This window comes from Pseudomonas sp. NFR09 (assembly GCF_900111535.1).
GTDB classification, from domain to species: Bacteria; Pseudomonadota; Gammaproteobacteria; order Pseudomonadales; family Pseudomonadaceae; genus Aquipseudomonas; species Aquipseudomonas extremorientalis.
The window spans coordinates 132,509-157,681 of the sequence record NZ_FOIH01000004.1 but is presented as its reverse complement, the minus strand read 5'-3'; the positions used below and the strand labels follow the sequence as shown (position 1 = coordinate 157,681).

The 25,173-nt window shown below is 61.2% G+C and carries 14 protein-coding genes; 7 read left to right on the top strand and 7 right to left on the bottom strand.

The features are described from left to right. Nucleotides 1-143 precede the first annotated feature (143 nt). Both BMX59_RS11085 and BMX59_RS11080 read left to right on the top strand, forming a co-directional pair. Complete coding sequence (locus tag BMX59_RS11085) at nucleotides 144-374, top strand: hypothetical protein (RefSeq protein WP_058423524.1); 231 nt, start codon at nucleotides 144-146, stop codon at nucleotides 372-374. Beyond that, nucleotides 371-664: a cell division protein ZapA gene (locus BMX59_RS11080; RefSeq protein ID WP_071492333.1), complete on the top strand. Its 294-nt coding sequence runs from the start codon at nucleotides 371-373 to the stop codon at nucleotides 662-664. Before BMX59_RS11085 ends, BMX59_RS11080 begins: the two co-directional genes overlap by 4 nt. On the opposite strand, the gene BMX59_RS11075 is transcribed toward BMX59_RS11080, so the two are convergent. Together BMX59_RS11075 and putA are read right to left on the bottom strand one after the other, a co-directional pair. Further along, the gene (locus tag BMX59_RS11075; protein ID WP_092246511.1) at nucleotides 661-2,463 is read right to left on the bottom strand and encodes an acyl-CoA dehydrogenase; all 1,803 of its coding nucleotides are present in this window, start codon (nucleotides 2,461-2,463) and stop codon (nucleotides 661-663) included. The two genes, BMX59_RS11080 and BMX59_RS11075, sit on opposite strands and share 4 nt — an antisense overlap. 204 nt (nucleotides 2,464-2,667) lie before the next feature. Beyond that, nucleotides 2,668-6,621, bottom strand: coding sequence for a trifunctional transcriptional regulator/proline dehydrogenase/L-glutamate gamma-semialdehyde dehydrogenase (gene putA, locus BMX59_RS11070; protein WP_093121308.1), 3,954 nt, complete (start codon nucleotides 6,619-6,621; stop codon nucleotides 2,668-2,670). Between the two features lie 459 nt (nucleotides 6,622-7,080). Between putA and putP the strand changes: the two genes are divergently transcribed. From putP to BMX59_RS11050, 3 genes are all read left to right on the top strand, one after another. Beyond that, entirely contained in the window at nucleotides 7,081-8,565 is a 1,485-nt protein-coding gene (gene putP / locus BMX59_RS11060; RefSeq protein WP_071492330.1) for a sodium/proline symporter PutP, read from the top strand. Nucleotides 8,566-8,769: 204 nt separating this feature from the next. Beyond that, nucleotides 8,770-10,743 carry a type VI secretion system Vgr family protein gene (locus BMX59_RS11055; protein WP_093121307.1) on the top strand — a complete coding sequence of 658 codons (1,974 nt, stop codon included), beginning with the start codon at nucleotides 8,770-8,772 and terminating at the stop codon, nucleotides 10,741-10,743. A 26-nt stretch (nucleotides 10,744-10,769) separates the two neighbouring features. Beyond that, nucleotides 10,770-11,453, top strand: coding sequence for a DUF4123 domain-containing protein (locus BMX59_RS11050; RefSeq protein ID WP_093121306.1), 684 nt, complete (start codon nucleotides 10,770-10,772; stop codon nucleotides 11,451-11,453). On the opposite strand, the gene BMX59_RS11045 is transcribed toward BMX59_RS11050, so the two are convergent. After that, entirely contained in the window at nucleotides 11,439-12,716 is a 1,278-nt protein-coding gene (locus tag BMX59_RS11045) for an O-acetylhomoserine aminocarboxypropyltransferase/cysteine synthase family protein (RefSeq protein WP_093121305.1), read from the bottom strand. The two genes, BMX59_RS11050 and BMX59_RS11045, sit on opposite strands and share 15 nt — an antisense overlap. A 174-nt stretch (nucleotides 12,717-12,890) precedes the next feature. Between BMX59_RS11045 and BMX59_RS11040 the strand changes: the two genes are divergently transcribed. After that, a complete protein-coding gene (locus BMX59_RS11040; RefSeq protein WP_093121304.1) occupies nucleotides 12,891-13,727 on the top strand; it encodes a 23S rRNA (adenine(2030)-N(6))-methyltransferase RlmJ in 837 nt (278 codons plus the stop codon). 66 nt (nucleotides 13,728-13,793) lie between these two features. Here the strand turns inward: BMX59_RS11040 and msrA are convergent, their stop codons facing one another. From msrA to aceE, 4 genes are all read right to left on the bottom strand, one after another. Next, nucleotides 13,794-14,441, bottom strand: a complete 648-nt coding sequence (msrA, locus tag BMX59_RS11035) for a peptide-methionine (S)-S-oxide reductase MsrA (RefSeq protein WP_071492325.1) — start codon at nucleotides 14,439-14,441, stop codon at nucleotides 13,794-13,796. 73 nt (nucleotides 14,442-14,514) lie between these two features. Next, the gene (locus tag BMX59_RS11030; protein ID WP_071492324.1) at nucleotides 14,515-17,208 is read right to left on the bottom strand and encodes a putative bifunctional diguanylate cyclase/phosphodiesterase; all 2,694 of its coding nucleotides are present in this window, start codon (nucleotides 17,206-17,208) and stop codon (nucleotides 14,515-14,517) included. 315 nt (nucleotides 17,209-17,523) lie between these two features. Then, nucleotides 17,524-19,173, bottom strand: coding sequence for a dihydrolipoyllysine-residue acetyltransferase (gene aceF / locus BMX59_RS11025; protein ID WP_093121303.1), 1,650 nt, complete (start codon nucleotides 19,171-19,173; stop codon nucleotides 17,524-17,526). A gap of 11 nt (nucleotides 19,174-19,184) precedes the next feature. Then, nucleotides 19,185-21,830, bottom strand: coding sequence for a pyruvate dehydrogenase (acetyl-transferring), homodimeric type (aceE, locus tag BMX59_RS11020; protein ID WP_058423512.1), 2,646 nt, complete (start codon nucleotides 21,828-21,830; stop codon nucleotides 19,185-19,187). A 383-nt stretch (nucleotides 21,831-22,213) separates the two neighbouring features. On the opposite strand from aceE, the gene glnE reads away from it, so the two are divergent. Beyond that, nucleotides 22,214-25,153 carry a bifunctional [glutamate--ammonia ligase]-adenylyl-L-tyrosine phosphorylase/[glutamate--ammonia-ligase] adenylyltransferase gene (glnE, locus tag BMX59_RS11015; protein WP_093121302.1) on the top strand — a complete coding sequence of 980 codons (2,940 nt, stop codon included), beginning with the start codon at nucleotides 22,214-22,216 and terminating at the stop codon, nucleotides 25,151-25,153. Nucleotides 25,154-25,173: the final 20 nt, after the last annotated feature.

Here is a 25,173-nt window from a genome sequence, read left to right as displayed (position 1 = left end):
AACCAGATCCGGTAAATGCAGTCACTAAGGCTCGAAAGTGCGGCCCGGCCCTTAAAAAACGGGCCGCGCGCCGGGGATAACCCTGGCATCCGAGGTGAATTTTCTTTATCGTCACCGCCCTTTGAAAAGCCAGAGAAATCAAAATGTTAGAAGCATCCCTCAGCCAATTGGAACAACTCGTCAGCGACCTCGTACAACAGAATCAGGACCTGCTGGGCAGCAATGAATCCCTCAAGGCCGAACTGGCCCGCGCCAAGGATGAGAACGACAGCCTGCAACTGAGCCTGATGGAACAGGAAGAGAAGCACGGCGCCACCGCCGCCCGTATCCAGGCGCTGGTTGAGCGTGTGAGTGCAGGGCCTGTCAGCGCATGAGTGAAGGGATAAAGGTCGTTTCGATTCTCGGAGAGGATTACTCGATCAAGGCCCCGCCTGGGGAAGATAAGACCCTGATGCACGCCGTGACCCTGCTCAAGGCCTCCCTGGCCACCACCAAGAAAAAGTACCCGACCCTGATCGGTGACAAATTACTGGTGCTGGCGGCGCTGAACCTGTGCGCCGAGCAGATCGAAATGCAGCAGGCTCACCAGCAGGAACTCGACCGTTACCAAGAGCAAGTCAGCGCCACGGTCGATGTGATTTCCAAGGCGATCGGAACGCCTTAGAACCACTCATCCTGCATACCGAGGCACGTGTCATCGCGTGCCTCCAGAATCGCCAGTTCATGATGGCAGCCCGGTACTTCCCAGGTCAGGAAGTACCGGGCAGCCCGGAGCTTGCCTTTGTAGAAGGCCACATCGGCCGCATTGCCCTTGGCCAAGCCTTCTTCGGCGCGAATTGCCTGTTCCAGCCAGCGCCAGCCAATCACCGTATGCCCGAACACCTTCAAGTACAGCGCCGAGTTCGCCAGGCTGCTGTTGACCTTGCCCTGGGCGAGATCCGTCAGCAGGCCGATGGTCACGCCTTGCAGGCGGTTCACCAGTTGTTCCAGCGGTTCCCTCAGTGCAGTGAGGCTTGGATATTGCTGCGCACGGGCGCCGGTTTCGGCGATCAACCTGATGAGTTGCTTCAAGCCCGCGCCGCCATTCTGCGCCAGCTTGCGCCCCAGCAAATCCAGGGACTGAATGCCATGGGTGCCTTCATGGATCGGGTTCAGGCGGTTATCACGGTAGTACTGCTCCACCGGGTATTCACGGGTGTAGCCGTGGCCGCCGAGAATCTGGATCGCCAGTTCGTTGGCCTTGAGGCAGAACTCCGACGGCCAGGATTTGACGATGGGGGTCAGCAGGTCCAGCAGTTCATGGGCCTGTTTGCGCGCGTCTTCGGTTTCCAGGGTGGTGGTGTCGTCGAACAGGCGTGCGGCGTAGAGGCCCAGGTCGAAGGCGCCTTCCACATAGGATTTTTGTGTGAGCAGCATGCGCTTGATGTCGGCGTGCTGGATGATCGAGACCGGTGCGGTTGTAGGATCCTTGCTGTCGGGCAGGCGACCTTGAGGGCGCTCGCGGGCGTACTCCAGGGAATAGAGATAGCCGGCGTAGCCAAGCATTACCGCGCCCATACCTACACCGATGCGCGCCTCGTTCATCATCTGGAACATGCAGCTTAAACCTTGGTGCGGCTTGCCCACCAGATAGCCGACACAGTTGCCGTTATCGCCGAAATTCAACGCCGTGGAGGTGGTACCGCGCCAGCCCATCTTGTGGAACAGACCGGCCAGCAACACATCGTTGCGCTCGCCCAGGCTGCCATCGTCGTTGACCAGGAACTTGGGCACGATAAACAGCGAAATGCCCTTCACCCCGGCGGGCGCGTCCGGCAGCTTGGCCAGCACCATGTGCACGATGTTTTCCGACAGCGGGTGATCGCCGCCGGAAATAAAGATCTTGTTGCCCTTGAGGCGATAGGTGCCGTCAGCCGCTGGTTCTGCGCGGGTGCGAATATCCGACAGTGACGAACCTGCATGGGGTTCAGTCAGTGCCATGGTGCCGAAGAAACGGCCGTCGATCATCGGTTGCAGGAAGCGTTGTTTCTGATCGTCGGTGCCGAAGCTTTCGATCAGGTTGGCGGCGCCCATGGTCAGGAACGGGTAGGACGTGGACGCGGCGTTCGCCGACTGGAAGTGCGCGAAACAGGCTTGTGACAACAGGGTGGGCAGTTGCATGCCACCGGCTTCGAAACTGCGTGCTGTGTTGAGGAAACCGGCTTCAAGGAACGCATCCACCGCCGGTTTGACCTCCGGAATCAGAATGGCCTTGCCGTCTTCGTAGCGCGGTTCGTTCTCGTCGTTCTTGCGGTTGTGGGGCGCAAAGTATTTTTCCGCAATGCTGCGTGCGGTGCTGATGGCCGCGTCGAAGGTTTCGCGATTGTGCTCGGCAAACCGCTCGCGCTGGGTCAGGCCCTCGGCATCGAGGACTTCGTACAGCTCGAAAGCCAGATTGCGGGAACTGAGCAGCGTCTCGGACATGGCGGATTACCTTTGGAGGAATTGGCCTGAGTCTAAGTGCGCGAATAGAGGCTGGATAGCAACATTGATTTGGGTGATGCACAGGCAAATGTGGGAGGGGGCTTGCCCCCGATGGCGATGTGTCAGTCACCAAGTGCATTGGCTGATCCACCGCTATCGGGGGCAAGCCCCCTCCCACATTTTTTACCGCATTTCGTCAGGCAGTTAGCCGATGGTCATCAGGCTGGCGTTACCACCCGCCGCAGCGGTGTTGACACTCAACGCCCGCTCAATCACCAAACGCTCCAGCGCAATCGCCGTCTCGCCCTGGGATAAACCATGCACCCCGACAATCGCGCCACCACGCTGTGCCACTTGCTGGCACACCGCGCGCAACTGGTCGGAATCACCGTGGTGCAATACCGCATCGAACACCACTTCGTCCTTGGTCCAGTCGGCCACGCGCTTGATCTTCGCCTGAATCTCCTTCGGCAGGCGTGGGAACAAGGCCTTGGTCAGGTCAGATTCCGGCCATACCGCCGAACCGCCCACGGCCAGCACTGCCGCCAGTTGCGTCAACAGATCACCTTCCACGTCCGCCAGGCACAGAACGTGCTCGCGGGGCAGGATGGCGTAACTGTTGCGCTCGCCGGTCGGGCCGGCCAGTTGGCGGGTGATACCGCTTTGCGATTGCGCGGCGAACTGGCTGCACAGGGCGCTGAGTTCGCTGAACTGGTTGCTGTCGGCCCAGGTTTTGAGGGCCGTCAGCGGTTGGCTCATGGCGTCGCGCAAGCGAACATCCGGTGCGGCCAGTGCGTCGCCGCGTACGAAGGATTGCTCGATCGCATCCGTAGGACGGGTCGACAGCAGGCGGTACAGGTACAGCGGGCCGCCGGCTTTCGGACCAGTGCCCGACAGGCCTTCGCCGCCGAACGGTTGTACGCCGACCACGGCACCGACGATGTTGCGGTTCACATAGACGTTACCGGCATTGACGTTGTCGATCACCTTGGCGATGGTCTCGTCGATGCGGGTGTGCACGCCCAGGGTCAGGCCGTAGCCGGAAGCGTTGATCTGGCCGATGAGCTGGTCGATCTCTTTACGCTTGTAGCGCACCACGTGCAGTACCGGACCGAAGATCTCGCGTTGCAACTCGTCGAAGCTTTCCAGTTCGATCAGGGTTGGCATCACGAAGGTGCCGCGCTTGATCTCTTCACCATCGGCAATCGCCACCTGGTATACGTTGCGGCCTTTGTCGCGCATGGCCTGGATGTGTTTCTCGATGCCGGCCTTGGCTTCGGCGTCGATCACCGGGCCGATATCCACCGACAGGCGCTCCGGGTTGCCCAGGCGGCATTCAGCCATGGCGCCCTTGAGCATTTCGATCACACGGTCTGCTGAATCTTCCTGCAGGCACAGTACGCGCAGGGCCGAGCAACGCTGGCCGGCGCTGTCGAAGGCCGAAGACACCACGTCGATCACGACTTGTTCGGTCAGCGCCGAGGAGTCGACGATCATCGCGTTCTGGCCGCCGGTTTCGGCGATCAACGGGATCGGACGGCCCTGGGCGTCCAGGCGGCCCGCGACATTACGTTGCAGCAGACGCGCCACTTCGGTAGAGCCAGTGAACATCACGCCTTTGACGCGATCATCCCCCACCAGGCGGGCACCCACGGTTTCGCCCTGGCCCGGCAGCAGTTGCAGCACGCCTTCCGGAATACCGGCTTCCAACAGGATGCGCACGGCTTGCGCGGCGACCAGCGGAGTTTGTTCGGCCGGCTTGGCCAGTACCGGGTTGCCGGCGGCCAATGCGGCGGCGACTTGGCCGCTGAAGATGGCCAGTGGGAAGTTCCACGGGCTGATGCAGACCACCGGGCCCAGTGGCCGGTGGGCGTCGTTGGTGAAGTCGTTGCGTGCCTGCACCGCGTAGTAGCGCAGGAAGTCCACGGCTTCACGCACTTCGGCGATGGCGTTGGCGAAGGTCTTGCCGGCTTCGCGGGCCAGCAGGCCCATCAGCGGCTGGATCTCGCCCTCCATCAGGTCGGCGGCGCGCTCCAGGATAGCGGCGCGTTCGGCGGGCGGGGTGGCCTGCCAGATCGGACCGGCACTGATTGCGCACAGGATGGCGTTGTCGACGTCTTCGACGGTGGCTTCTTGTACATGACCGACTACATCGCGCAGGTCGGACGGGTTGAGCACCGGCGCCGCTGCTTGCTCGCTGGAGGTACAACCGAGCATCGGCGTGGCTTTCCAGTTGTTGTGAGCGGTGGCGAGAAGGGCACACGAAAGCGATGCCAGGCGATGTTCGTTGGCCAGGTCGATACCGGCCGAGTTGGCGCGGTCGCTACCGTACAGGTCACGTGGCAATGGAATGCGCGGGTGCGGCAGGCCGAAGCCGCCTTCCAGCGTGGCCATTTGCTCGATGCTGGTCACCGGATCGGCCACCAGCTCCTGGATCGAGATGGATTGGTCGGCAATACGGTTGACGAACGAAGTGTTCGCGCCGTTTTCCAGCAGGCGACGGACCAGGTAGGCCAGCAGCGTTTCGTGGGTGCCGACCGGTGCATACACGCGGCACGGACGGTTCAGCTTGCCATCGGCAACCTTGCCTACAACCTGCTCGTACAGTGGCTCACCCATGCCGTGCAGGCACTGGAACTCGTACTGGCCGGGGTAATAGTTCTGACCGGCGATATGGTAGATGGCCGAAAGCGTGTGGGCGTTGTGCGTGGCGAACTGCGGGTAGATGACTTCCGGTACCGACAGCAGTTTGCGTGCGCAGGCGATGTAGGACACGTCGGTGTACACCTTGCGGGTGTACACCGGGTAGCCTTCCAGGCCTTCGACCTGGGCGCGCTTGATTTCGCTGTCCCAGTACGCGCCTTTTACCAGGCGGATCATCAGGCGGTGGCGGCTGCGGCGCGCCAGGTCGATGACGTAGTCGATCACATACGGGCAACGCTTCTGGTAGGCCTGGATCACGAAACCGATGCCGTTCCAGCCAGTCAGTTGAGGCTCGAAGCACAGGCGCTCGAGCAGGTCCAGGGACAGCTCCAGGCGGTCGGCTTCTTCGGCGTCGATGTTCAAACCGATGTCGTATTGCTTGGCCAGGAGCGTCAGGGACAGTAGGCGCGGGTACAGCTCATCCATCACGCGCTCATACTGCGCACGGCTGTAGCGCGGGTGCAGCGCCGACAGCTTGATGGAAATGCCCGGGCCTTCATAAATCCCACGGCCGTGGGAGGCTTTGCCGATGGAGTGGATGGCTTGTTCGTACGAGGCCAGGTACTTCTGGGCATCGTGCTCGGTGAGCGCGGCTTCACCGAGCATGTCGTAGGAATAGCGGAAGCCCTTGGCTTCGAATTTGCTCGCATTGGCCAGGGCTTCGGCGATGGTTTCGCCGGTGACGAACTGTTCGCCCATCAGGCGCATGGCCATGTCGACGCCCTTGCGGATCATCGGCTCGCCGCTCTTGCCGATGATGCGGCTCAGGGACGAGGTGAGGCCGGCTTCATTGTGGGTGGCGACCAGTTTGCCGGTCAGCAGCAGGCCCCAGGTGGCGGCGTTGACGAACAGCGACGGGCTGTTGCCCAAATGCGGCTGCCAGTTGCCGGTGCTGATCTTGTCGCGGATCAGCGCGTCGCGGGTGCCCTTGTCCGGGATGCGCAGCAGCGCTTCGGCCAGGCACATCAGGGCGACACCTTCCTGGGACGACAGGGAAAACTCTTGCAGCAGGCCCTGGACAATCCCGGCACGGCCGCCGGCGCTCTTCTGGTTACGCAGTTTTTCGGCAATCGAGGCGGCGAGCTTGTTGGTGGCTTCGGCCATCGGCGCCGGCAGGCGGGCCTGTTCGATCAGCATCGGCACCACTTCCGGCTCGGGGCGACGGTAAGCGGCAGTGATCGACGCACGCAGCACGGATTGCGGCAGGATGCTTTCGGCGAATTCGAGGAAGCACTGGTGGGCGTGGTCGGTCTGGACCTCGCCCGCGTCGTCCGCGTCCTTGCTGCTCAAACCATTGAGTTCGGTCAGGGATGCACCACCCTCCAGTTTCTCCAGGTAATTGAAAATCGCCTGCTTGATCAGCCAGTGCGGCGTGCGATCGATGGAGGTCGCGGCGGCCTTGAGGCGCTCGCGGGTCGGGTCGTCAAGTTTGACCCCAAGGGTGGTCGTAGCCATTTTCTTATCCTCATGGGTGCCACTACCGAGTGGCATCAGCTGGCGGCAAGATTAGCTTTGCGCATGCAGAGGTGCAACCGGGTGCAACCCATTTTCTTCATGATTTTTTCGATCGTGATCGGGAAAAAAACGGCCTTCGACGGAATCCGCTTCGCCTTGGTGCGTTTGCTTCTGAGATCGGCTGTTCTTGCTCCGAAAAGGAGCAAAAACGAGGTGTTTTGCGCATTTAACATCAAGGTGCAACTTATTCTCGCGAAACTGGTTGCACCTTATTTGCTTTGTTGAATAGCATTCGCGCCCAAGGTGCAACCACCTCTGAGGTTTGGTTCATCGGCTGGCGGCTTTCCTGGGGAAACGTCAGTCATAAATGCGCGGCACGCAGCTACGTCTACCTACTTCCAGTGGGTGGTCGTCTGACAGACCGCCGCTACATAAAAACAAAGCCAGGGCGTCACTCTTATGAGCGTTAGTAATCCAACCCTGATCACGTTCGTGATCTACATCGCAGCAATGGTGCTGATCGGCTTCATGGCCTATCGCTCCACCAACAACCTTTCCGACTACATCTTGGGCGGTCGCAGCCTCGGTAGCGTGGTGACAGCCTTGTCGGCCGGTGCTTCCGACATGAGCGGCTGGTTGTTGATGGGCCTGCCGGGCGCGATCTACATGTCCGGCCTGTCGGAAAGCTGGATCGCCATCGGCCTGATCGTTGGTGCCTACCTCAACTGGCTGTTCGTCGCCGGTCGCCTGCGGGTCCAGACCGAGCACAACGGTGACGCCCTGACCCTGCCGGATTATTTCTCCAGCCGTTTCGAAGATAAAAGCGGCCTGCTGCGGATCATCTCCGCCGTGGTGATCCTGGTGTTCTTCACCATTTACTGCGCTTCCGGCATCGTGGCCGGTGCCCGCTTGTTCGAAAGCACTTTCGGCATGTCCTACGAGACCGCCCTTTGGGCCGGTGCCGCAGCGACCATTGCCTACACCTTCGTCGGTGGTTTCCTGGCCGTGAGCTGGACTGACACCGTACAGGCCACCCTGATGATTTTCGCGCTGATCCTCACGCCGATCATCGTGCTGCTGGCCACTGGTGGCGTCGACACCACTTTCCTGGCCATCGAAGCCAAGAACCCTGACAACTTCAACATGCTGAAAAACACCACCTTCATCGGCATCATTTCGCTGATGGGCTGGGGCCTGGGTTACTTCGGCCAGCCGCATATCCTGGCGCGCTTCATGGCGGCGGATTCGGTGAAGTCGATTGCCAAGGCGCGTCGTATCTCCATGACCTGGATGATCCTGTGCCTGGGCGGCACGGTGGCGGTGGGCTTCTTCGGTATTGCCTACTTCTCGGCACACCCGGAAGTGGCCGGTCCTGTGACTGAAAACCACGAACGCGTATTCATCGAGCTGGCCAAGCTGCTGTTCAACCCATGGATTGCCGGTGTGTTGCTGTCGGCCATCCTGGCTGCCGTGATGAGTACCCTGAGCTGCCAATTGCTGGTGTGCTCCAGCGCCCTGACCGAAGACTTCTACAAAACCTTTCTGCGCAAGACCGCCTCCCAGGTTGAGCTGGTGTGGGTCGGTCGTGCCATGGTGCTGCTGGTGGCCCTGGTCGCTATCGGCCTGGCCGCCAACCCGAACAACCGCGTACTGGGCCTGGTGAGCTACGCCTGGGCCGGTTTCGGCGCCGCGTTCGGTCCTGTGGTGCTGATCTCGGTGATCTGGAAAGGCATGACCCGCAACGGCGCACTGGCCGGTATCCTGGTCGGCGCGATCACCGTGATCGTGTGGAAACACTTTGAGCTGCTGGGCCTGTACGAAATCATCCCAGGTTTCATCTTCGCCAGCCTCGCGATCTACGTCGTGAGCAAGATGGGCGCACCGACTGCGGGTATGGTCGAGCGTTTTGATGCGGCGGAAAAAGACTACAACCTCAACAAGTAATTCGCCGGGCCTTAAGCGCCTGATGAGTTGAAAGAGAGGCCCGCTTCCTATGGATAGCGGGCCTTTTTTTGCGTGTGCTTTACGCCGACCCAGAGAGGATTCGTACGCGTTTTTGTAGGGTTTTACTGATTTGTCTGGCGCGTGCTCGGCAGAGGACAACCGTGATGCAGAATCGGCCCCTTACCCCTTGCAGAGAAACACCGGATGTTAGCTCCTGCCAATCAGAGTGCCTTTACCCTGTCCCTCAATGGGGAACCCAGTGAATTCAAGGTCCACGGGTTCATGGGGACTGAGTTCATCAGCCTGCCTTTTCGCTTTGACCTGGAGTTGGTCAGCGAGCAACCCGACCTGGACCTTGAGAGCCTGCTGCACAGCCAGGCGTTCCTGGGGTTTGATGCCAATGGCCATGGCATTCATGGCCTGGTGTATCGGGTCGCACAAGGTGATTCGGGCAGGCGCCTTACGCGCTATCAGATCACCCTGATGCCGCAGCTGGCTTATCTGGAGCACAGCACGCATCAGCGGATCTTCCAGAAACAAACAGTGCCCCAGATCATTGCGCAGGTATTGGAAGCCCAGGCAATCAAGGCTGATGCCTTCGCGTTTCATCTGAGCGGCAAGTACCCCGAGTGTGAGTATTGTGTTCAGTTCGGCGAAACCGATCTGGAGTTTATTCAACGCTTGTGTGCCGAATGGGGCATTCACTATCACTTCCAGCACAGCCCCGAGCGCCACCTGTTGGTGTTTGGCGACGACCAGAGTGTGTTCGCGCAGCCGGATCACGTCACGCCGTATTCACCCGGCTCCGGGATGGTGGCCGATGGGCCTGCGATCAAGCGCTTTATTCTGCGGCTGAAGACCCGCACCAGCGGTGTGAATCTGCGGGACTACGACTTCAAAAAGCCGAACCTGACGTTGGAAAGCGCAGTCTCCAGCAATCGGCAACCGACTCTGAACGACCAGCGTTACCCAGGGCACTTCGAAGATCGTGAGCGTGGCAAGTACCTGGCGCAACGCGTGCTGGAGCGTCATCGCAGCGATTACCGCCAGGCCCGTGGCCATAGCGATCAACCGGCGTTGGTCACCGGACAGTTCCTGAAGATGGCTGGTCACCCTCGCCAGGAGTGGAATGCCTTGTGGCTGGTCACTCAGTTGCACCATACAGGGCGGCAGCCTCAGGTGCTTGAGGAATCTGCCCCTGAAGGGTATGGCGATGAATCCTCCCAAGGCTACAGCAATGAATTTGTCGTAACGCCCTGGGACGTGCTGTTTCGAACACCGCTCATGATGTCGCGGCCGTCCATATCGGGTTACCAGAACGCAGTAGTGACGGGGCCCGCCGACAGTGAAATCCATTGTGACGAGTACGGCCGGGTCAAGGTGCAGTTTGCCTGGGACCGCAACGGTGAACGCAACGATCAGTCCAGCTGCTGGCTGAGGGTTGCCAGCGGTTGGGCCCATGATCGTTACGGTTCTGTGTTGATTCCGCGGGTCGGTATGGAGGTCCTGGTGGGCTTCGTCAATGGCGACCCGGATATGCCATTGGTGATGGGTTGCCTGCCTAATGCGGCAACACAGGTGCCCCTCGATTTGCCGGCGGACAAGACCCGAAGCATCTTGCGCAGCCAGAGCAGCCCTGGGGGGGGTGGCTACAACGAGCTACGCATCGAGGATCGCAAGGGGGCCGAGGAAATCTATCTGCGCGCCCAGCGGGATTGGACGCAGCATGTGCTGCATGACCATCGGGTGACGGTGGATGGCGAATCGCACCATGAAGTGCAGGGCGAGGAACAGCGGATAAATCATGGCAACCGCCTGACCGACCTCAAGCAGGACGACCATCTGGTGGTGGGCGGTTCGCAGCAGGTCCGGGCCGGGCAGACCATCCAGATAGGCGCAGGACAAAGCATCGTCATTGGCGCGGGCGCGACCGTCACGATTCAGGCGGGTGGGCAGTCGATCACCCTGTCTGCCGGTGGCATTTTCAGCAGCGTGCCGATCCAGCCTGGCGGGGCGCCCGCTGCAGTAGCGGCGCCGTTGATGCCGGGGGTGAAGGAAAAACTGTTGGCAGTGATCCCGGCTCCGCTGTCCCGTGTGCAGGTCGCCAGCCTGAAACGCAGTGCACCGTTTTGCGAAGAGTGCGAACGATGCAGGAACGGCCAGTGCAATCTCACCTGACCTCCACCCAGAAGGACTCTACGTCGATGCTTCAACCCTTGCTTGCTGGTGAAAAGATCTTCGCAGTACTCGGCGCTGCCAGCGACGCCCAGCCCTTGAATGCGTGGCGAACGCTGGCCGGCGGAGCGCCTTTGCATCCCGTTTGGGCCAGTACGGCCTATGCGAGCTGGGAGGAGGTGATGCCCTATGTAGGCATCGTCGATCCAGGTAGCGCGTTCCTGGAATGGGCCGCCGCCACAGACGCCACGGATTGGGGCTGGCTGGCCGTATCGTCCTGCCCGTTGGACGTGGTGGTCGCACACCTGCAAAGCCTGACCAAGGTGTACCTGGCCGATGGGCAAGAGGTATTTTTGCGCTTTTGGGATGGCGCGCAGTTTCTGCCGATCATTCAGCGCTGCGGTGAAGAGCTGTTGCCGGTGTTCCCGCGATACCTCATTAATGGCCAATCACTGACTGTTGCGACTGGCCCGGTCACTGCCGCCAAAGCCAGCCCATGGTGGCGAGTGCCGGTCCCTTTGCTGGAGCACTTGGCGGAGCAATCGCCGCAAACCCTGGTCGGTAACCTGTTGCAGTGGCTCGAAGAGCAGCGACCCGACCTCTACACCGCTTTTGCGCCGGCGACCCTGCAGCACAAGGTCGCCTACTTTGCGCGTCGACCGGGTATCAGCCATGAAGCGCTGGCTGATTACCTGGCCTCAGAGCTGAGTTGAGCCCAGCGCCTGCTGCAAATCCTCGATCAGGTCTTCAATGGCTTCGATGCCCACCGACAGGCGAATCATCTCCGGCTTCACGCCGGCCTTGGCCTGTTCTTGCTCGTTCATCTGCCGGTGGGTGGTGGAGGCCGGGTGGCAGGCCAGGGATTTGGCATCGCCGATGTTCACCAGGCGCTTGAAGATGCGCAGTGCGTCATAGAAGCGCACGCCGGCCTCATAGCCGCCCTTCAAGCCAAATGAAAGGATTGCTGACGGTTTGCCTTGCAAGTACTTCTGCGCCAGTTCGTGGTGCGGGTGGTCCGGCAGGCCTGCGTAGCTGACCCACTCTACCTCGACATGGCCTTGCAGGAACTGTGCGACCTTCAGGGCGTTTTCAGTATGGCGCTCCATGCGCAGGGCCAGGGTTTCCAGGCCTTGCAGCAGCAGGAAGGCGTTCATCGGGGCCAGTGCTGCGCCGGTGTTGCGCAGTGGAACGGTGCGGGCGCGAGCGATGAAGGCGGCCGGGCCGAATTTCTCGGTGTAGACCACGCCGTGATAGGCGGGCTCGGGGTTGTTGAGCCCGGGGAATTTCTGCGGGTAGTCGGTCCAGGGGAAGTTGCCGCTGTCGACGATCACGCCGCCCAGGGAGTTGCCGTGGCCGCCGATGTACTTGGTCACCGAGTGCACCACGATATCGGCGCCGAACCGGATGGGTTTGCACAGGATCGGCGTGGCCACGGTGTTATCCACCACCAGCGGCACGCCGTGCGCGTGGGCGACGTTGGCCAGGGCTTCCAGGTCGACGATGTTGCCCGCCGGGTTGCCAATGCTTTCGCAGTACACCAGCTTGGTGTTGTCGTCGATCAGCTCGGCGATGGCTTCGGCGCAGTCATCCCGCGCAAAGCGAACATCGACGCCGAAGCTGGGCAGCAAGTGCGCGAACAAGGTGTAGGTGCCGCCGTAGAGTTGCGGGGTGGTGACGATATTGTCCCCGGCGCGGGTGAGCGTCTGGATCGCGTAGTGGATCGCCGCGCTGCCGGCCGACACCGCCAGGCCTGCGATACCGCCTTCGAGCGCGGCGATGCGTTGCTCCAGCACGTCGTTGGTGGGGTTCATGATCCGCGTGTAGATATTGCCGGGCACGTCCAGGTTGAACAGGTCGGCGCCGTGCTGGGCGTTGTCGAATTCGAAGGCAACATTCTGGTAGATCGGCACAGCAACAGCCTTGGTGGTCGGGTCCGACTGGAAGCCGTGGTGCAGTGCGATGGTGGCGTCTTTCATGATTGTGATGGACCTCCCTGGAGTGTGGATCGCCACAATAAGTCCGAGTCATCATTGATATTTAGACTTTTTTCAGGTGAAAGCCTGTCTTTTCGATATAAGTACCGCCCGGCACGTTGCCCTGCACCAACGCTTGCGTAAAAGGTAAACTTCGCCCCCTGCGCAGGAGCAACCATGAATTATCGTCACGCCTTTCACGCCGGCAACCACGCCGATGTCTTCAAACACCTGACCTTGACCCGCCTCATCGCCCTGATGTCGCGCAAGGAGCAGCCGTTCGCCTACCTCGACACCCATGCGGGGATCGGTCTGTACGACCTGCAGGGCGACCAGGCCAACCGCACCGGTGAATACCTGGAAGGCATCGCCCGCCTGTGGAGCGCAAGCGACCTGCCGCCGTTGACCGCCGATTACATGCGCGTGCTGCATGAGATGAACCCGGATGGCGAGTTGCGCTACTACCCTGGTTCGCCCGAGCTGGCGCGGCGCCTGACGCGCCCTCAGGACCGCGTGCTGCTCAATGAGAAACACCCGGAAGACGGCGTGTTGCTCAAGGACAACATGAAGGGTGACCGCCGCGTCAAAGTGCACCTGGGCGAAGGTTGGCACGTACCGCGTGCGCTGTTGCCGGTGCCGGAAAAGCGCGCGCTGATGCTGATCGACCCGCCGTTCGAAAAGCTCGACGAGATGCAACGCTGCGCCGCCTCCCTCAAGGAAGCCGTGGGCCGTATGCGCCAGACCGTCGCGGCCATCTGGTACCCGGTGAAAGACCAGCGCATGTTGCGTCGTTTCTACCAGGACCTGGCCGGCACCGGCGCGCCGAAGTTGCTGCGAGTGGAGTTACTGGTGCATCCGCTGGACACCCCCAACACCCTGACCGGCTCGGGCCTGGCCATCGCCAACCCGCCGTGGGGGCTGGAAGAGGAGCTGCGTGAGCTGCTGCCGTGGCTGTCCAGGAAGCTTGGGCAGACCCAGGGCGGGTGGCAGATGGATTGGCTCATCGCTGAGTAACCACGCCTTGTGAATACCTCATGTGGGAGGGGGCAAGCCCCCTCCCACATTTTACCCGTGTCGACTTTAGATCGGGCAGGTCACACCGGTGCCACCAATCCCGCAATAGCCCTGCGGATTTTTCGCCAGGTACTGCTGGTGATACGCCTCGGCGAAGTACACCGTCGGTGCCTCTTCGATTTCGGTGGTAATCGCACCCAGGCCGGCCTTGGTCAGTTCGGCTTGATACGCCTTGGCGCTGGCCTGCGCCGCCGCCAGTTGTTCCGGCGTGGTGGCATAAATCACTGAGCGGTACTGGCTGCCGATGTCATTGCCCTGGCGCATGCCCTGGGTGGGGTTGTGCAGTTCCCAGAACATTTTCAACAAGTCTTCGTATTTCACTTTGGCCTGGTCATACACCACCAGCACCACTTCGCTGTGGCCGGTCAGGCCCGAGCAGACTTCTTCATAGGTCGGGTTGGGCGTGTAGCCGCCGGCGTAACCGACCACAGTGCTGACCACGCCATCGCGCTGCCAGAACCGACGCTCGGCACCCCAGAAGCAGCCCAGGCCGAAGATTGCAAAGCCGACGTCATCGAGGAACGGTCCGAGCAGCGGGTTGCCATTGACGAAGTGCGTCTCCGGCAATGCCATCGGGGTTTCACGGCCAGGCAGAGCTTGTTCTTGAGTAGGCAGCACGTTTTTGTTCACCAGAATTTCCGAGCGCAAGACCATGATCAGTCCTCTCGTCAGGTTGAGTTAGCAATAAAGATTGAGACCGCCAGTGTGCCCGAGTGTTACAGCGCTGTCAGGCGATAGGGCCGCGCGGGTAGCGTTTCAGCATCGCCAGCAGCTCGGCGCCGGGGATCGGTCGGTCGAACAGGTAGCCCTGGCCCACATCGCAACGGTGCCGGCGCAGGAACGCCAGTTGCTCGGCGGTCTCGATGCCCTCGGCCACTACCTTGAGCTTGAGATTGTGGGCCATGGCGATCACCGCCGAGGTGATTTCCATGTCGTCCTGGTTGTCCGGGATTTCGTGGATGAAGCTGCGGTCGATCTTGATGATGTCGATGGGGAATTTTTTCAAGTAACTCAACGACGAGTAACCGGTGCCGAAGTCGTCCATGGCCAGGGTCAGGCCGAAGCTCTTCAATTGATCAAGCTGCAGGCGCGTGTCTTCGGTGGCTTCCAGTAGCAGGCCTTCGGTCAGTTCCAGCTCCAGCAGGTTGGCCGGCAGTTTTTCTTCCTTGAGGATCGTGGCGATCGAGGCCACCAGGTCCGGGTCGGAAAACTGCTTGGGTGACAGGTTGATCGCCACCTGCAAGTTGCCCATGCCAGCGGCGGTCAACTGACGGCTCATGCGACAGGCCTGGCGCGCGATCCATTTGCCGATGGGGATAATCAGGCCGGTTTCTTCAGCCACGCTGATGAATTGGTCAGGGCGGATCATGCCTTTTTCCGGATGGTTCCAGCGCAATAGCGCTTCCATGCCCAGCAGACGGCCACTGCGCAGGCACAGCTTGGGCTGGTAGAACACGTCCAGTTCGTTCTGGGTGAGGGCGCGGCGCAGGTTGTTCTCGACGAACAGCTTGTAGCTGGCCTCGGCATTCAGCGCTTCGGTAAAGATCTGCACCTGATGTTTGCCGTTGGCCTTGGCCTTGTGCAGGGCCAGGCCGGCGTTACGCATCAGGGTCTGCGGGTCGCGGCCATGCAGTGGCGCGCAGGCCAGGCCCACGGAGCCGGTGACGCTGATCAACTGGTTGTCGACGAACATCGGCTTGTCGAGGGTCGCGAGCAATTGGCTGGCCACCAACTGGCCACTTTCCAGGTCGGTGTCGTCGAGCAGCACCGCAAACTCGTTGCTGGCAAAGCGCGCCAGGCTGCCACCGGTGCTCAGGCTGTTGCGCAGGCGCCGGGCCAGGCTGATCAGCAGCTTGTCACCGGTCTGGTGGCCTAGGCTGTCGTTGATGCGCTTGAAGTTGTCGATGTCCACCAGCAGCAGGCTGATCGGGCTGTCGCTGTCACGGGCGAAGCGTTCATCGAGGTTGCGGATGAACGCCGGGCGATTGCCCAGGTTGGTCAGGTTGTCCGTGTAGGCCAGGCGCTCGATACGCTGCTGGGCCAGCTTGGTCTGGGTAATGTCTTCGTAGATGCCGATGTAGTGCGTCAGCTCACGGTTGTCGCCATACACCTTGGAAATCGACAGCTGGCCCCAGTAGGGCTCCAGGTTCTTGCGCCGGCTCTTGAATTCGCCCTGCCAGCTGTTGCTTTTGGCCAGGCTCGAGGGAGCGTCGAACAGCAATTCGCTGAGGTTCTCCAGCGCCGGCAATTGGGCCAGGCGGTGGCCGTGAACCTCTTCGGCGCTGTACTGGGTGATTGCAGTAAAGCTTGGGTTGACGTACTCCACTACACCATCGCAGTTGACCAGCAGAAAGGCGTTGGCGCTTTGTTCCACGGCACGCTGGAACAGGTGCAGGGCGCTGGTGGCGGTGCGGCGGTTGTGGTTGTTGATCACCTGGGCGAACTGGTCGGCCAGCTCGCCGGCAAAGGCAATTTCATCGGCCTGCCAGGCGCGGGTGCTGCCGCTTTGCTCCAGGCACAGCACGCCCACCACATGGCCATCGACGCGAATGCTCGCGTCAAGCATCGCGTGGATGTCTTTGTCGCGCAGGCTGTCGGCCATTTCTCGGGTGCGCGGGTCGCGCAGTGCGTTGGTGGCGTCGATGGCCCGGCTGGAGTGCAAGGCTTCCAGGTAGTCCGGGAAGCAACTGGCGTCGATAGGCTCGGGCAAGTGATGCTGCCCGTCTGCGCGGTGGTAAGCGGAGATCGGCACCAGGCGCTGGCCTTCAAGGTTCCAGATGCTGGCGCAGTCGATCTGGTAGATATCGCAGGCGCTGCGGGTGATCAGCTCGGCAGCTTCCTGCAGCGAATTGTTAGTGGTGTAGCGCTGACGGGCCAGCAGCAGGATCAACTCCTGTTGGGCGCGCACCCGCTCAAGGTGCTGCAACTGTTCCTGCTGGGCCCGCTGGTTGAGTTCCAGGGCGATCTGCAGGCGGCTGTTCTGGTTCTCCAGGTCTGCCGTGGGCACGGCAGTGGGGATTTCACTGAACAGGCCATCGACCACCATCAGGTAGCCGCGCAGCAGGTGGCGATTGTGTTGTTTGTAGGCTTCGCCCATTTCCAGCAGGCTCAGCGGGCCGTCGCTGGTGTGCAGGGTGTAGCGCACCAGGTAGTGCGGGCTCTGGTTCAGTTGCTGCTGGATGATGTCGTGCAGTTGATAGCGCGCCTGGGGCTCCATCAGGCTGGCGTAAGGAGTGCCGATCAGCGCGCACAGCTCGACCGCCGGCAGGCCGAATTGGCGCTCGCAATTGGGGTCGAGGTAAAGGAGGGCCCAGCTTGCCTCATTAAGCCGCTCGAAACGCAGCATACCGAGGCGCGAAGGCACCGGTAACTGCGTCACTACCTCGGCCGCCATTCGGGCGACATCGGGCTGGCTTTTCATGGGGGAGACTCACTTGAAATAACGCGCACGGCGCCGGGCTCACGCCCTCTTTTCTGTTGCCTGCGGCAAGGTTGCATCATGCGGCGCGGGCTGACAAGAGAGGATGAAGGCTAAGTGCTATAACGGGGTTATCGGCTGCGGAAGGGATTTCTGCAATCGAGGTGATGGAAGGTGTACAAACCTGTCTTGTATGTCCAGTTTCCTGCCTGAAAGCCGGCAAAAAAAGCCCCGCCAAGTGGCGGGGTTGAGGTACGAGCGTGGCGCTCGAAAATCGATACAGCCAGGCCTCCTCAGTGAAGAGGAGGCCGTGACGGTTTACAGCAAGATCGTGCGGATATCGTTCAGCACTTGGCCCAGACGCTGGGTGAAGCGCGCAGCGGCGGCGCCGTTGATCACACGGTGATCGTAGGACAGCGACAGCGGCAGCATCAGCTTCGGCTGGAACGCTTTACCGTCCCAAACCGGCTGGATAGTCGCCTTGGACACACCCAGGATCGCCACTTCCGGCGCGTTGACGATTGGCGTAAAGCCAGTACCGCCAATGTGACCGAGGCTGGAGATGGTGAAGCATGCGCCCTGCATGTCGTCCGGGGTGAGCTTCTTGTCGCGGGCCTTGGCAGCCAGCGCGGCGGCTTCGGCTGCGAGTTGCAGCAGGCTCTTCTGGTCGACGTTCTTGATCACCGGTACCAGCAGGCCATCCGGGGTGTCCACCGCGAAACCGATGTGCACGTACTTCTTGCGGATGATCGCCTTGCCGCTTGGCGCCAGCGAACTGTTGAAGTCCGGCAGCTCCTTGAGCAGGTAGGCACAGGCCTTGAGCAGCAGCGGCAGCACGGTCAGTTTCACGCCGGCTTTTTCGGCCACGGCTTTCTGCGCAATGCGGAAAGCTTCCAGGTCGGTGATGTCGGCCTGGTCGAACTGCGTCACGTGCGGGATGTTCAGCCAACTGGCGTGCAGGCCGGCCGCGCCGATTTGCATCAGGCGGGTCATCGGCACTTCTTCGACTTCGCCGAAGCGGCTGAAGTCCACGGTGCGGATCGGCGGAATGCCCGAACCACCGGTAGCGCCACCAGCAGCTGGCGCTTCCTTGGCTTTCTGCATCATGGCCTTGACGTAAACCTGCACGTCTTCCTTCAACACGCGACCGTGAGGGCCAGTGGCCGACACAGCGCTCAGCTCCACGCCGAACTCACGGGCCAACTGACGCACGGCAGGGCCGGCGTGAACCTTGGCACCGCTTGGCGCAGGTGCGGCAGCAGCAGCGGCCGGAGCGGCCTCGACTTTTGCAGCAGGTGCATGTGCAGGTGCAGCGGCAGCCGGTGCGGCTTCAGCCTTGGCGGCTGGAGCAGCGGCCGGGGCTGAGGCGGCGGCAGGCGCTGCGCCTTGTACTTTCAGCTTGAGGATGAAGTCACCGGTGCCGACTTCGTCTTCCAGCTTGACCGCAATGCTTTCCACCACGCCGGCAGCCGGCGAAGGGATTTCCATGGAGGCTTTGTCGGACTCCAGGGTGATCAGCGACTGGTCGGCTTCGACGGTGTCGCCGACCTTGACCAGCAGCTCGATGATCTTGGCCTTGCCCGACGAACCGATGTCCGGGACGTGAATGTCCTGGACAGTGGCGGCGGCAGGTGCGGCAGCCGCAGCGGCAGGCGCTTCGGCAGGTTTTTCAGCAGCAGGCGCAGGTGCAGCGGCGGCAGCAGGGGCCGCCGGCGCAGGGGCCGCATCAGCGGCACCTTCGATTTCCAGCTCCAGCAGTTCGTCGCCTTCTTTCAGGCGGTCGCCCAGCTTCACTTTCAGGCTCTTGACCACGCCGGCCTTGGGAGCAGGGATTTCCATGCTCGCCTTGTCCGATTCCAGGGTCAGGATGCTCTGGTCGGCTTCGACGGTGTCGCCGACCTTCACAAACAGCTCGATTACTTCACCTTCACCGCTGCCGATGTCAGGTACGCGAATGAGTTCGCTCACAAAAAGTCTCCTCAGCAGTCCAGTGGGTTGCGTTTTTCCGGGTTGATCCCGAACTTGACGATAGCGTCAGCCACCACCTTCGGTTCGATCTCACCACGGTCAGCCAAGGCTTCCAGGGCTGCCAACACCACGAAGTGACGGTCAACTTCGAAGAAGTGACGCAGCTTCTTGCGGCTGTCACTGCGGCCGAAACCGTCGGTGCCCAGGACTTTGAATTCCTTGGACGGGACCCACTGGCGAATTTGTTCAGCAAACAGTTTCATGTAGTCGGTCGAAGCGATCACCGGGCCTTTACGGCCGGTCAGGCACTCTTCAACGAAGGTGCGCTGTGGCTTCTGGCCAGGGTGCAGGCGGTTGTGACGCTCTACGGCCAGGCCATCGCGACGCAGTTCGTTGAAGCTGGTCACGCTCCATACGTCGGCCCCGACGTTGAACTCGTCACGCAGGATCTTGGCCGCTTCACGCACTTCGCGCAGGATGGTGCCGGAGCCCATCAGCTGTACGTGGTGCGCTGCTTCCTTGGTGTCTTCTTCGAGCAGGTACATGCCCTTGATGATGCCTTCTTCCACGCCGGCCGGCATGGCTGGCTGCTGGTAGGACTCGTTCATCACAGTGATGTAGTAGAAAACGTCCTGCTGCTCTTCGGTCATCTTCTTCATGCCATCCTGGATGATCACCGCCAGCTCGTAGCCGTAGGTTGGATCAAAGGTGCGGCAGTTCGGGATGGTGGCAGCCAGGATGTGGCTGTGACCGTCTTCGTGTTGCAGGCCTTCGCCGTTCAGCGTGGTACGACCGGCGGTGCCGCCGATCAGGAAGCCACGGGTACGGCTGTCGCCTGCTGCCCAGGCCAGGTCGCCGATACGCTGGAAGCCGAACATCGAATAGAAGATGTAGAACGGCAGCATCGGCTGGTTGTGGCTGGAGTACGAAGTACCGGCAGCGATGAAGGAGCTCATTGCGCCCGCTTCGTTGATGCCTTCTTCGAGGATCTGGCCCTTCTTGTCTTCCTTGTAGAACATCACCTGGTCTTTATCGACTGGCTCGTAGAGCTGGCCGACGGAGGAGTAGATGCCCAACTGACGGAACATGCCTTCCATACCGAAGGTACGGGCTTCGTCCGGGATGATCGGGACGATGCGCGGGCCGATGTCCTTGTCCTTGACCAACTGCGCGAGGATCCGCACGAAGGCCATGGTGGTGGAGATTTCACGGTCGCCCGAGCCGTCAAGGATAGCCTTGAGGGTGCTCAGGTCCGGCGTCGGTACGCTGAAGCTCTGCGCGCGGCGTTGTGGCACGAAACCACCCAGTGCGGCGCGGCGCTCGGCCAGGTAGCGGGCTTCGGCGCTGTTCGGCTCCGGCTTGAAGAACGGCAGGTTTTCCAGCTCTTCATCCTTGACCGGGATGTCGAAGCGGTCACGGAACAACTTCAGGCTGTCGACATCGACTTTCTTGGTGTTGTGCGCAGTGTTCTTCGCTTCGCCGGCACCGGTGCCATAACCCTTGATGGTCTTGGCCAGGATGACGGTCGGTTGTTCTTTGTGGTTGACCGCTTCGTGGTACGCCGCGTAGACCTTGTACGGGTCGTGGCCGCCACGGTTGAGTTTCCAGATTTCGTCGTCGGACAGGTCGGCAACCATCGCCTTGAGTTCAGGCGTGTTGAAGAAGTGTTCGCGGACGAACGCGCCGTCCTTGGCCTTGTAGTTCTGGTACTCGCCGTCGATGACTTCGTCCATGCGACGCTGCAGGATACCGTCGACGTCCTTGGCCAGCAGTGGGTCCCAGAAACGACCCCAGATGACTTTGGTCACGTTCCACTGGGCGCCGCGGAACACGCCTTCGAGTTCCTGGATGATCTTGCCGTTGCCGCGAACCGGGCCGTCGAGGCGCTGCAGGTTGCAGTTGATGACAAAGATCAGGTTGTCCAGCTTCTCGCGGCCGGCCAGGGAGATGGCGCCCAGGGATTCCGGCTCGTCGCACTCGCCGTCGCCCAGGAAGCACCAGACCTTCTGTTTGCCTTCAGGGATGAAGCCACGGGCTTCCAGGTACTTCATGAAGCGTGCCTGGTAGATCGCCTGGATCGGGCCCAGGCCCATGGATACGGTCGGGAACTGCCAGAAATCAGGCATCAGCCAAGGGTGCGGGTACGACGACAGGCCGTTACCGTCCACTTCCTGGCGGAAGTTGTTCATGTGTTCTTCGCTGATGCGGCCTTCCATGAACGCACGGGCGTAGACGCCTGGCGAGGTGTGGCCCTGGAAGTAGATCAGGTCGCCGCCGTGTTCGTCGGTCGGGGCCTGGAAGAAGTAGTTGAAGCCGATGTCATACAGGGTTGCGCTGGAAGCGAAGCTGGAGATGTGACCGCCCAGGTCCGAATCTTTCAAGTTCGTGCGCATTACCATCGCCATGGCGTTCCAGCGTACCAGCGAGCGAATGCGGCGTTCCATGAACAGGTCGCCAGGCATGCGTGCTTCGTGGGTAACGGGGATGGTGTTGCGGTATGGCGTAGTGATGGCGTAAGGCAGTTGCGAGCCGCTGCGGGTCGCGAGTTCGCCCATACGGGTCATCAGGTAGTGAGCACGGTCTTCGCCTTCTTTGTCGAGAACCGATTCCAGGGCGTCCAGCCATTCCTGGGTTTCGACGGGATCGAGGTCTTGCATGGCTTGCTCCAGGGCGGAAAGGCTACCAGAATCGGTTGCCTGAAGTTTGCGACTGGCCTTGTGGGCAGACGACATAAATTCTTGGATGGCCGAAGGTTGCTTCGGCGTCCTGTAGTTTTACTACAAATCGTCGGCCATTTCAGCCTTTCGAATGTATATACGAGTAGTAAAACTACACAAGACTGAGCGTATGGCTCGGTCTGGCTGGTGAGCATAATCGTTATTGTTGATCTTTTGCGAACAAGAAAAGGTGAAAGCTTGATGTTGGCTGCCAAAATGAAATTAATTTCAGCTATTTCTAACCTTTGTTCGACAGTCCTTCATAGAGCGTGGTCCTTGCGTTCACAACACGTAGCCAATTACACGCCGATCAAGGATAGACCATGAGCCTTCCAACACTGGCCCAACTACCGGCCATTCTCTTGCCAAAAGCCCAGCGGGCCGAGCAGTCATTTCGTGACGCAGTGGCCGCGCTGGACGACGATCATGGACTTTCTGCGTGGACGCCGCAACGGTGGGCCGACTTCGCCCGCGTGTGCGCCGCCAGTGATTTCGTCATTGAACAGAGTGTTCGTGACCCTTTGATGTTGCTCGAGCTGGCCGCCTGGGGCGAGTTGGACCGGGGTTTTGCGCCCGGCGAGCTGTGCGGGCAGATTGCTGGCGCCGTGCAACAAGTCGAAACAGAAGATGAACTCGGCCGTGTGCTGCGTCGCCAGCGCACGCGCCAGCAAGTGCGCATCATCTGGCGCGACCTGACCCGCCAGGCCGACCTGGTGCAAACCTGCCGCGACCTTTCCGACATGGCCGACGCCTGCATCGACCAGGCCTACCAGTGGCTGTACCAACGTCACTGCGTACAGTTCGGCACGCCCACCGGGCGGCGCAGCGGCGAGCCGCAGCACATGGTGATCCTCGGCATGGGCAAGCTCGGTGCGGTGGAGTTGAACCTGTCGTCGGATATCGACTTGATCTTCGCCTACCCGGAAGGTGGCGAGACGGTGGGTGTGAAACGCGCCCTGGATAACCAGGAGTTTTTTATCCGCCTTGGTCAGAAACTGATCAAGGCCCTCGACCCGATCACCGTTGACGGCTTTGTGTTTCGCGTCGACATGCGCCTGCGTCCCTACGGCTCGGCCGGTGCGCTGGTACTGAGCTTCAACGCGCTGGAGCAGTATTACCAGGATCAGGGCCGTGACTGGGAACGCTACGCCATGATCAAGGCGCGGGTCGTGGCCGGCGACCAGGTGGCCGGTGCACAACTGCTCGACATGCTGCGGCCGTTCGTCTATCGCCGCTACCTGGACTTCTCCGCCATCGAAGCGCTGCGCACGATGAAGCAGTTGATTCAGCAGGAAGTACGGCGCAAAGGCATGGCCGACAACATCAAGCTGGGCTCGGGCGGCATCCGCGAAGTGGAGTTTATCGCCCAGGCGTTCCAGTTGATCCACGGCGGCCGCGACCTGAGCCTGCAACAGCGCCCGCTGCTCAAGGTGCTCGGCACCCTGGAAGGCCAGGGTTACCTGCCGCCGGCGGTGATTGCCGAATTGCGCAATGGCTACGAATTCCTGCGTTACACCGAGCACGCGATCCAGGCGATTGCCGATCGCCAGACACAAATGCTTCCGGACAGCCCCGAAGACCAGGCGCGCATTGCCTTTATGTTGGGCTTTGCCGATTGGGACGCTTTCCACGAGTGCCTGATGTACTGGCGCGGTCGGGTGGACTGGCACTTCCGCCAGGTGATCGCCGATCCGGATGAAGAAGAGGGCGAAGAAAGCGAGTTGGTGGTGGGCGGTGAGTGGTTGCCGCTTTGGGAGGAATCCCAGGATGAAGAGGCGGCCTGCCGTCAGTTGGCCGAAGGTGGTTTTACCGACGCGGCCAAGGCGCTCAAGGCGTTGGCCGGCCTGCGCAACAGCCCGCAACTGCGGGCCATGCAGCGTTTGGGGCGCGAACGGTTGGATGCTTTTATACCGCGCCTGCTTGCCCAGGCGGTCGAGCACGCCAACCCGGACCTGGTGCTGGAGCGCGTGTTGCCGCTGGTGGAAGCCGTCGCCCGGCGTTCCGCTTACCTGGTGCTGCTCACGGAAAACCCCGATGCCCTGCGCCGTCTGCTGACCCTGTGCGCCGCCAGCCCGTGGATCGCCGAGCAGATCACCCGTTTCCCGCTGTTGCTCGACGAATTGCTCAACGAAGGCCGCCTGTTCAAGCCACCGCTGGCGCCGGAACTGGCCGCCGAACTGCGCGAGCGTCTTACACGCATCCCCGAAGATGACCTTGAGCAACAGATGGAAGCCCTGCGGCACTTCAAGCTGGCCCACCGCCTGCGCGTGGCGGCCTCGGAGATCGCCGGCAGCCTGCCGCTGATGAAAGTCAGCGACTACCTGACCTGGCTCGCCGAGGCCATCCTCGAACAAGTGCTGGCCCTGGCCTGGCGCCAGACCGTGGCGCGCCATGGCTCGCCGCAGCGGTTGGACGGCACCCTGTGCGATCCTGGGTTTATCATTGTCGGTTATGGGAAAGTCGGCGGTATAGAACTGGGGCATGGTTCGGACCTGGACCTGGTGTTTATCCACGACGGTGATCCCCAGGCGGAAACCGATGGCGCCAAGCCCATCGACGGTGCGCAGTTCTTCACGCGCCTGGGCCAGCGCATCATTCACCTGCTGACCACCCAGACCAACTCGGGCCAGTTGTATGAAGTGGACATGCGCCTGCGACCTTCCGGCGCATCCGGTTTGTTGGTGAGTTCGCTGGGGGCGTTTGAGCGCTATCAGCAAAATGAAGCCTGGACCTGGGAGCATCAGGCCCTGATTCGTGCGCGGGTGCTGGTGGGCAGCCAGGATGTGGGCCAGGCGTTCGAGCGGGTACGGGCTAAGGTATTGGGGCAGGAGCGGGACCTGGCGAAGCTGCGCCAGGAGGTCAGCGAGATGCGCGCCAAGATGCGTGACAACCTGGGCACCAAGGGCACGGCGGCCGGCACCGGCGCCAATGCCTTCGAAGCCACGGCGCTGTTCGACCTCAAGCAGGACGCCGGAGGTATCGTCGATATTGAATTTATGGTGCAATACGCGGCTTTGGCGTGGTCTGCGCAACATCCATCGTTGCTGCGCTACACCGACAATATCCGCATTCTGGAAGGCCTGGAGCAGGTAGGCTTGATGCCCGCCGCCGATGCCCATCTGCTGCGTGAGGTGTATAAGGCCTACCGATCCGCCGCGCACCGCCAGGCCTTGCAGAACGAGGCCGGTACAGTGGCCGGGGATCAGTTTGCCGACGAACGGCGCCAGGTAATGCGAATCTGGCAGGCGCTGGGGCTGAGCTGAAACACTATTACGGCGGGGAG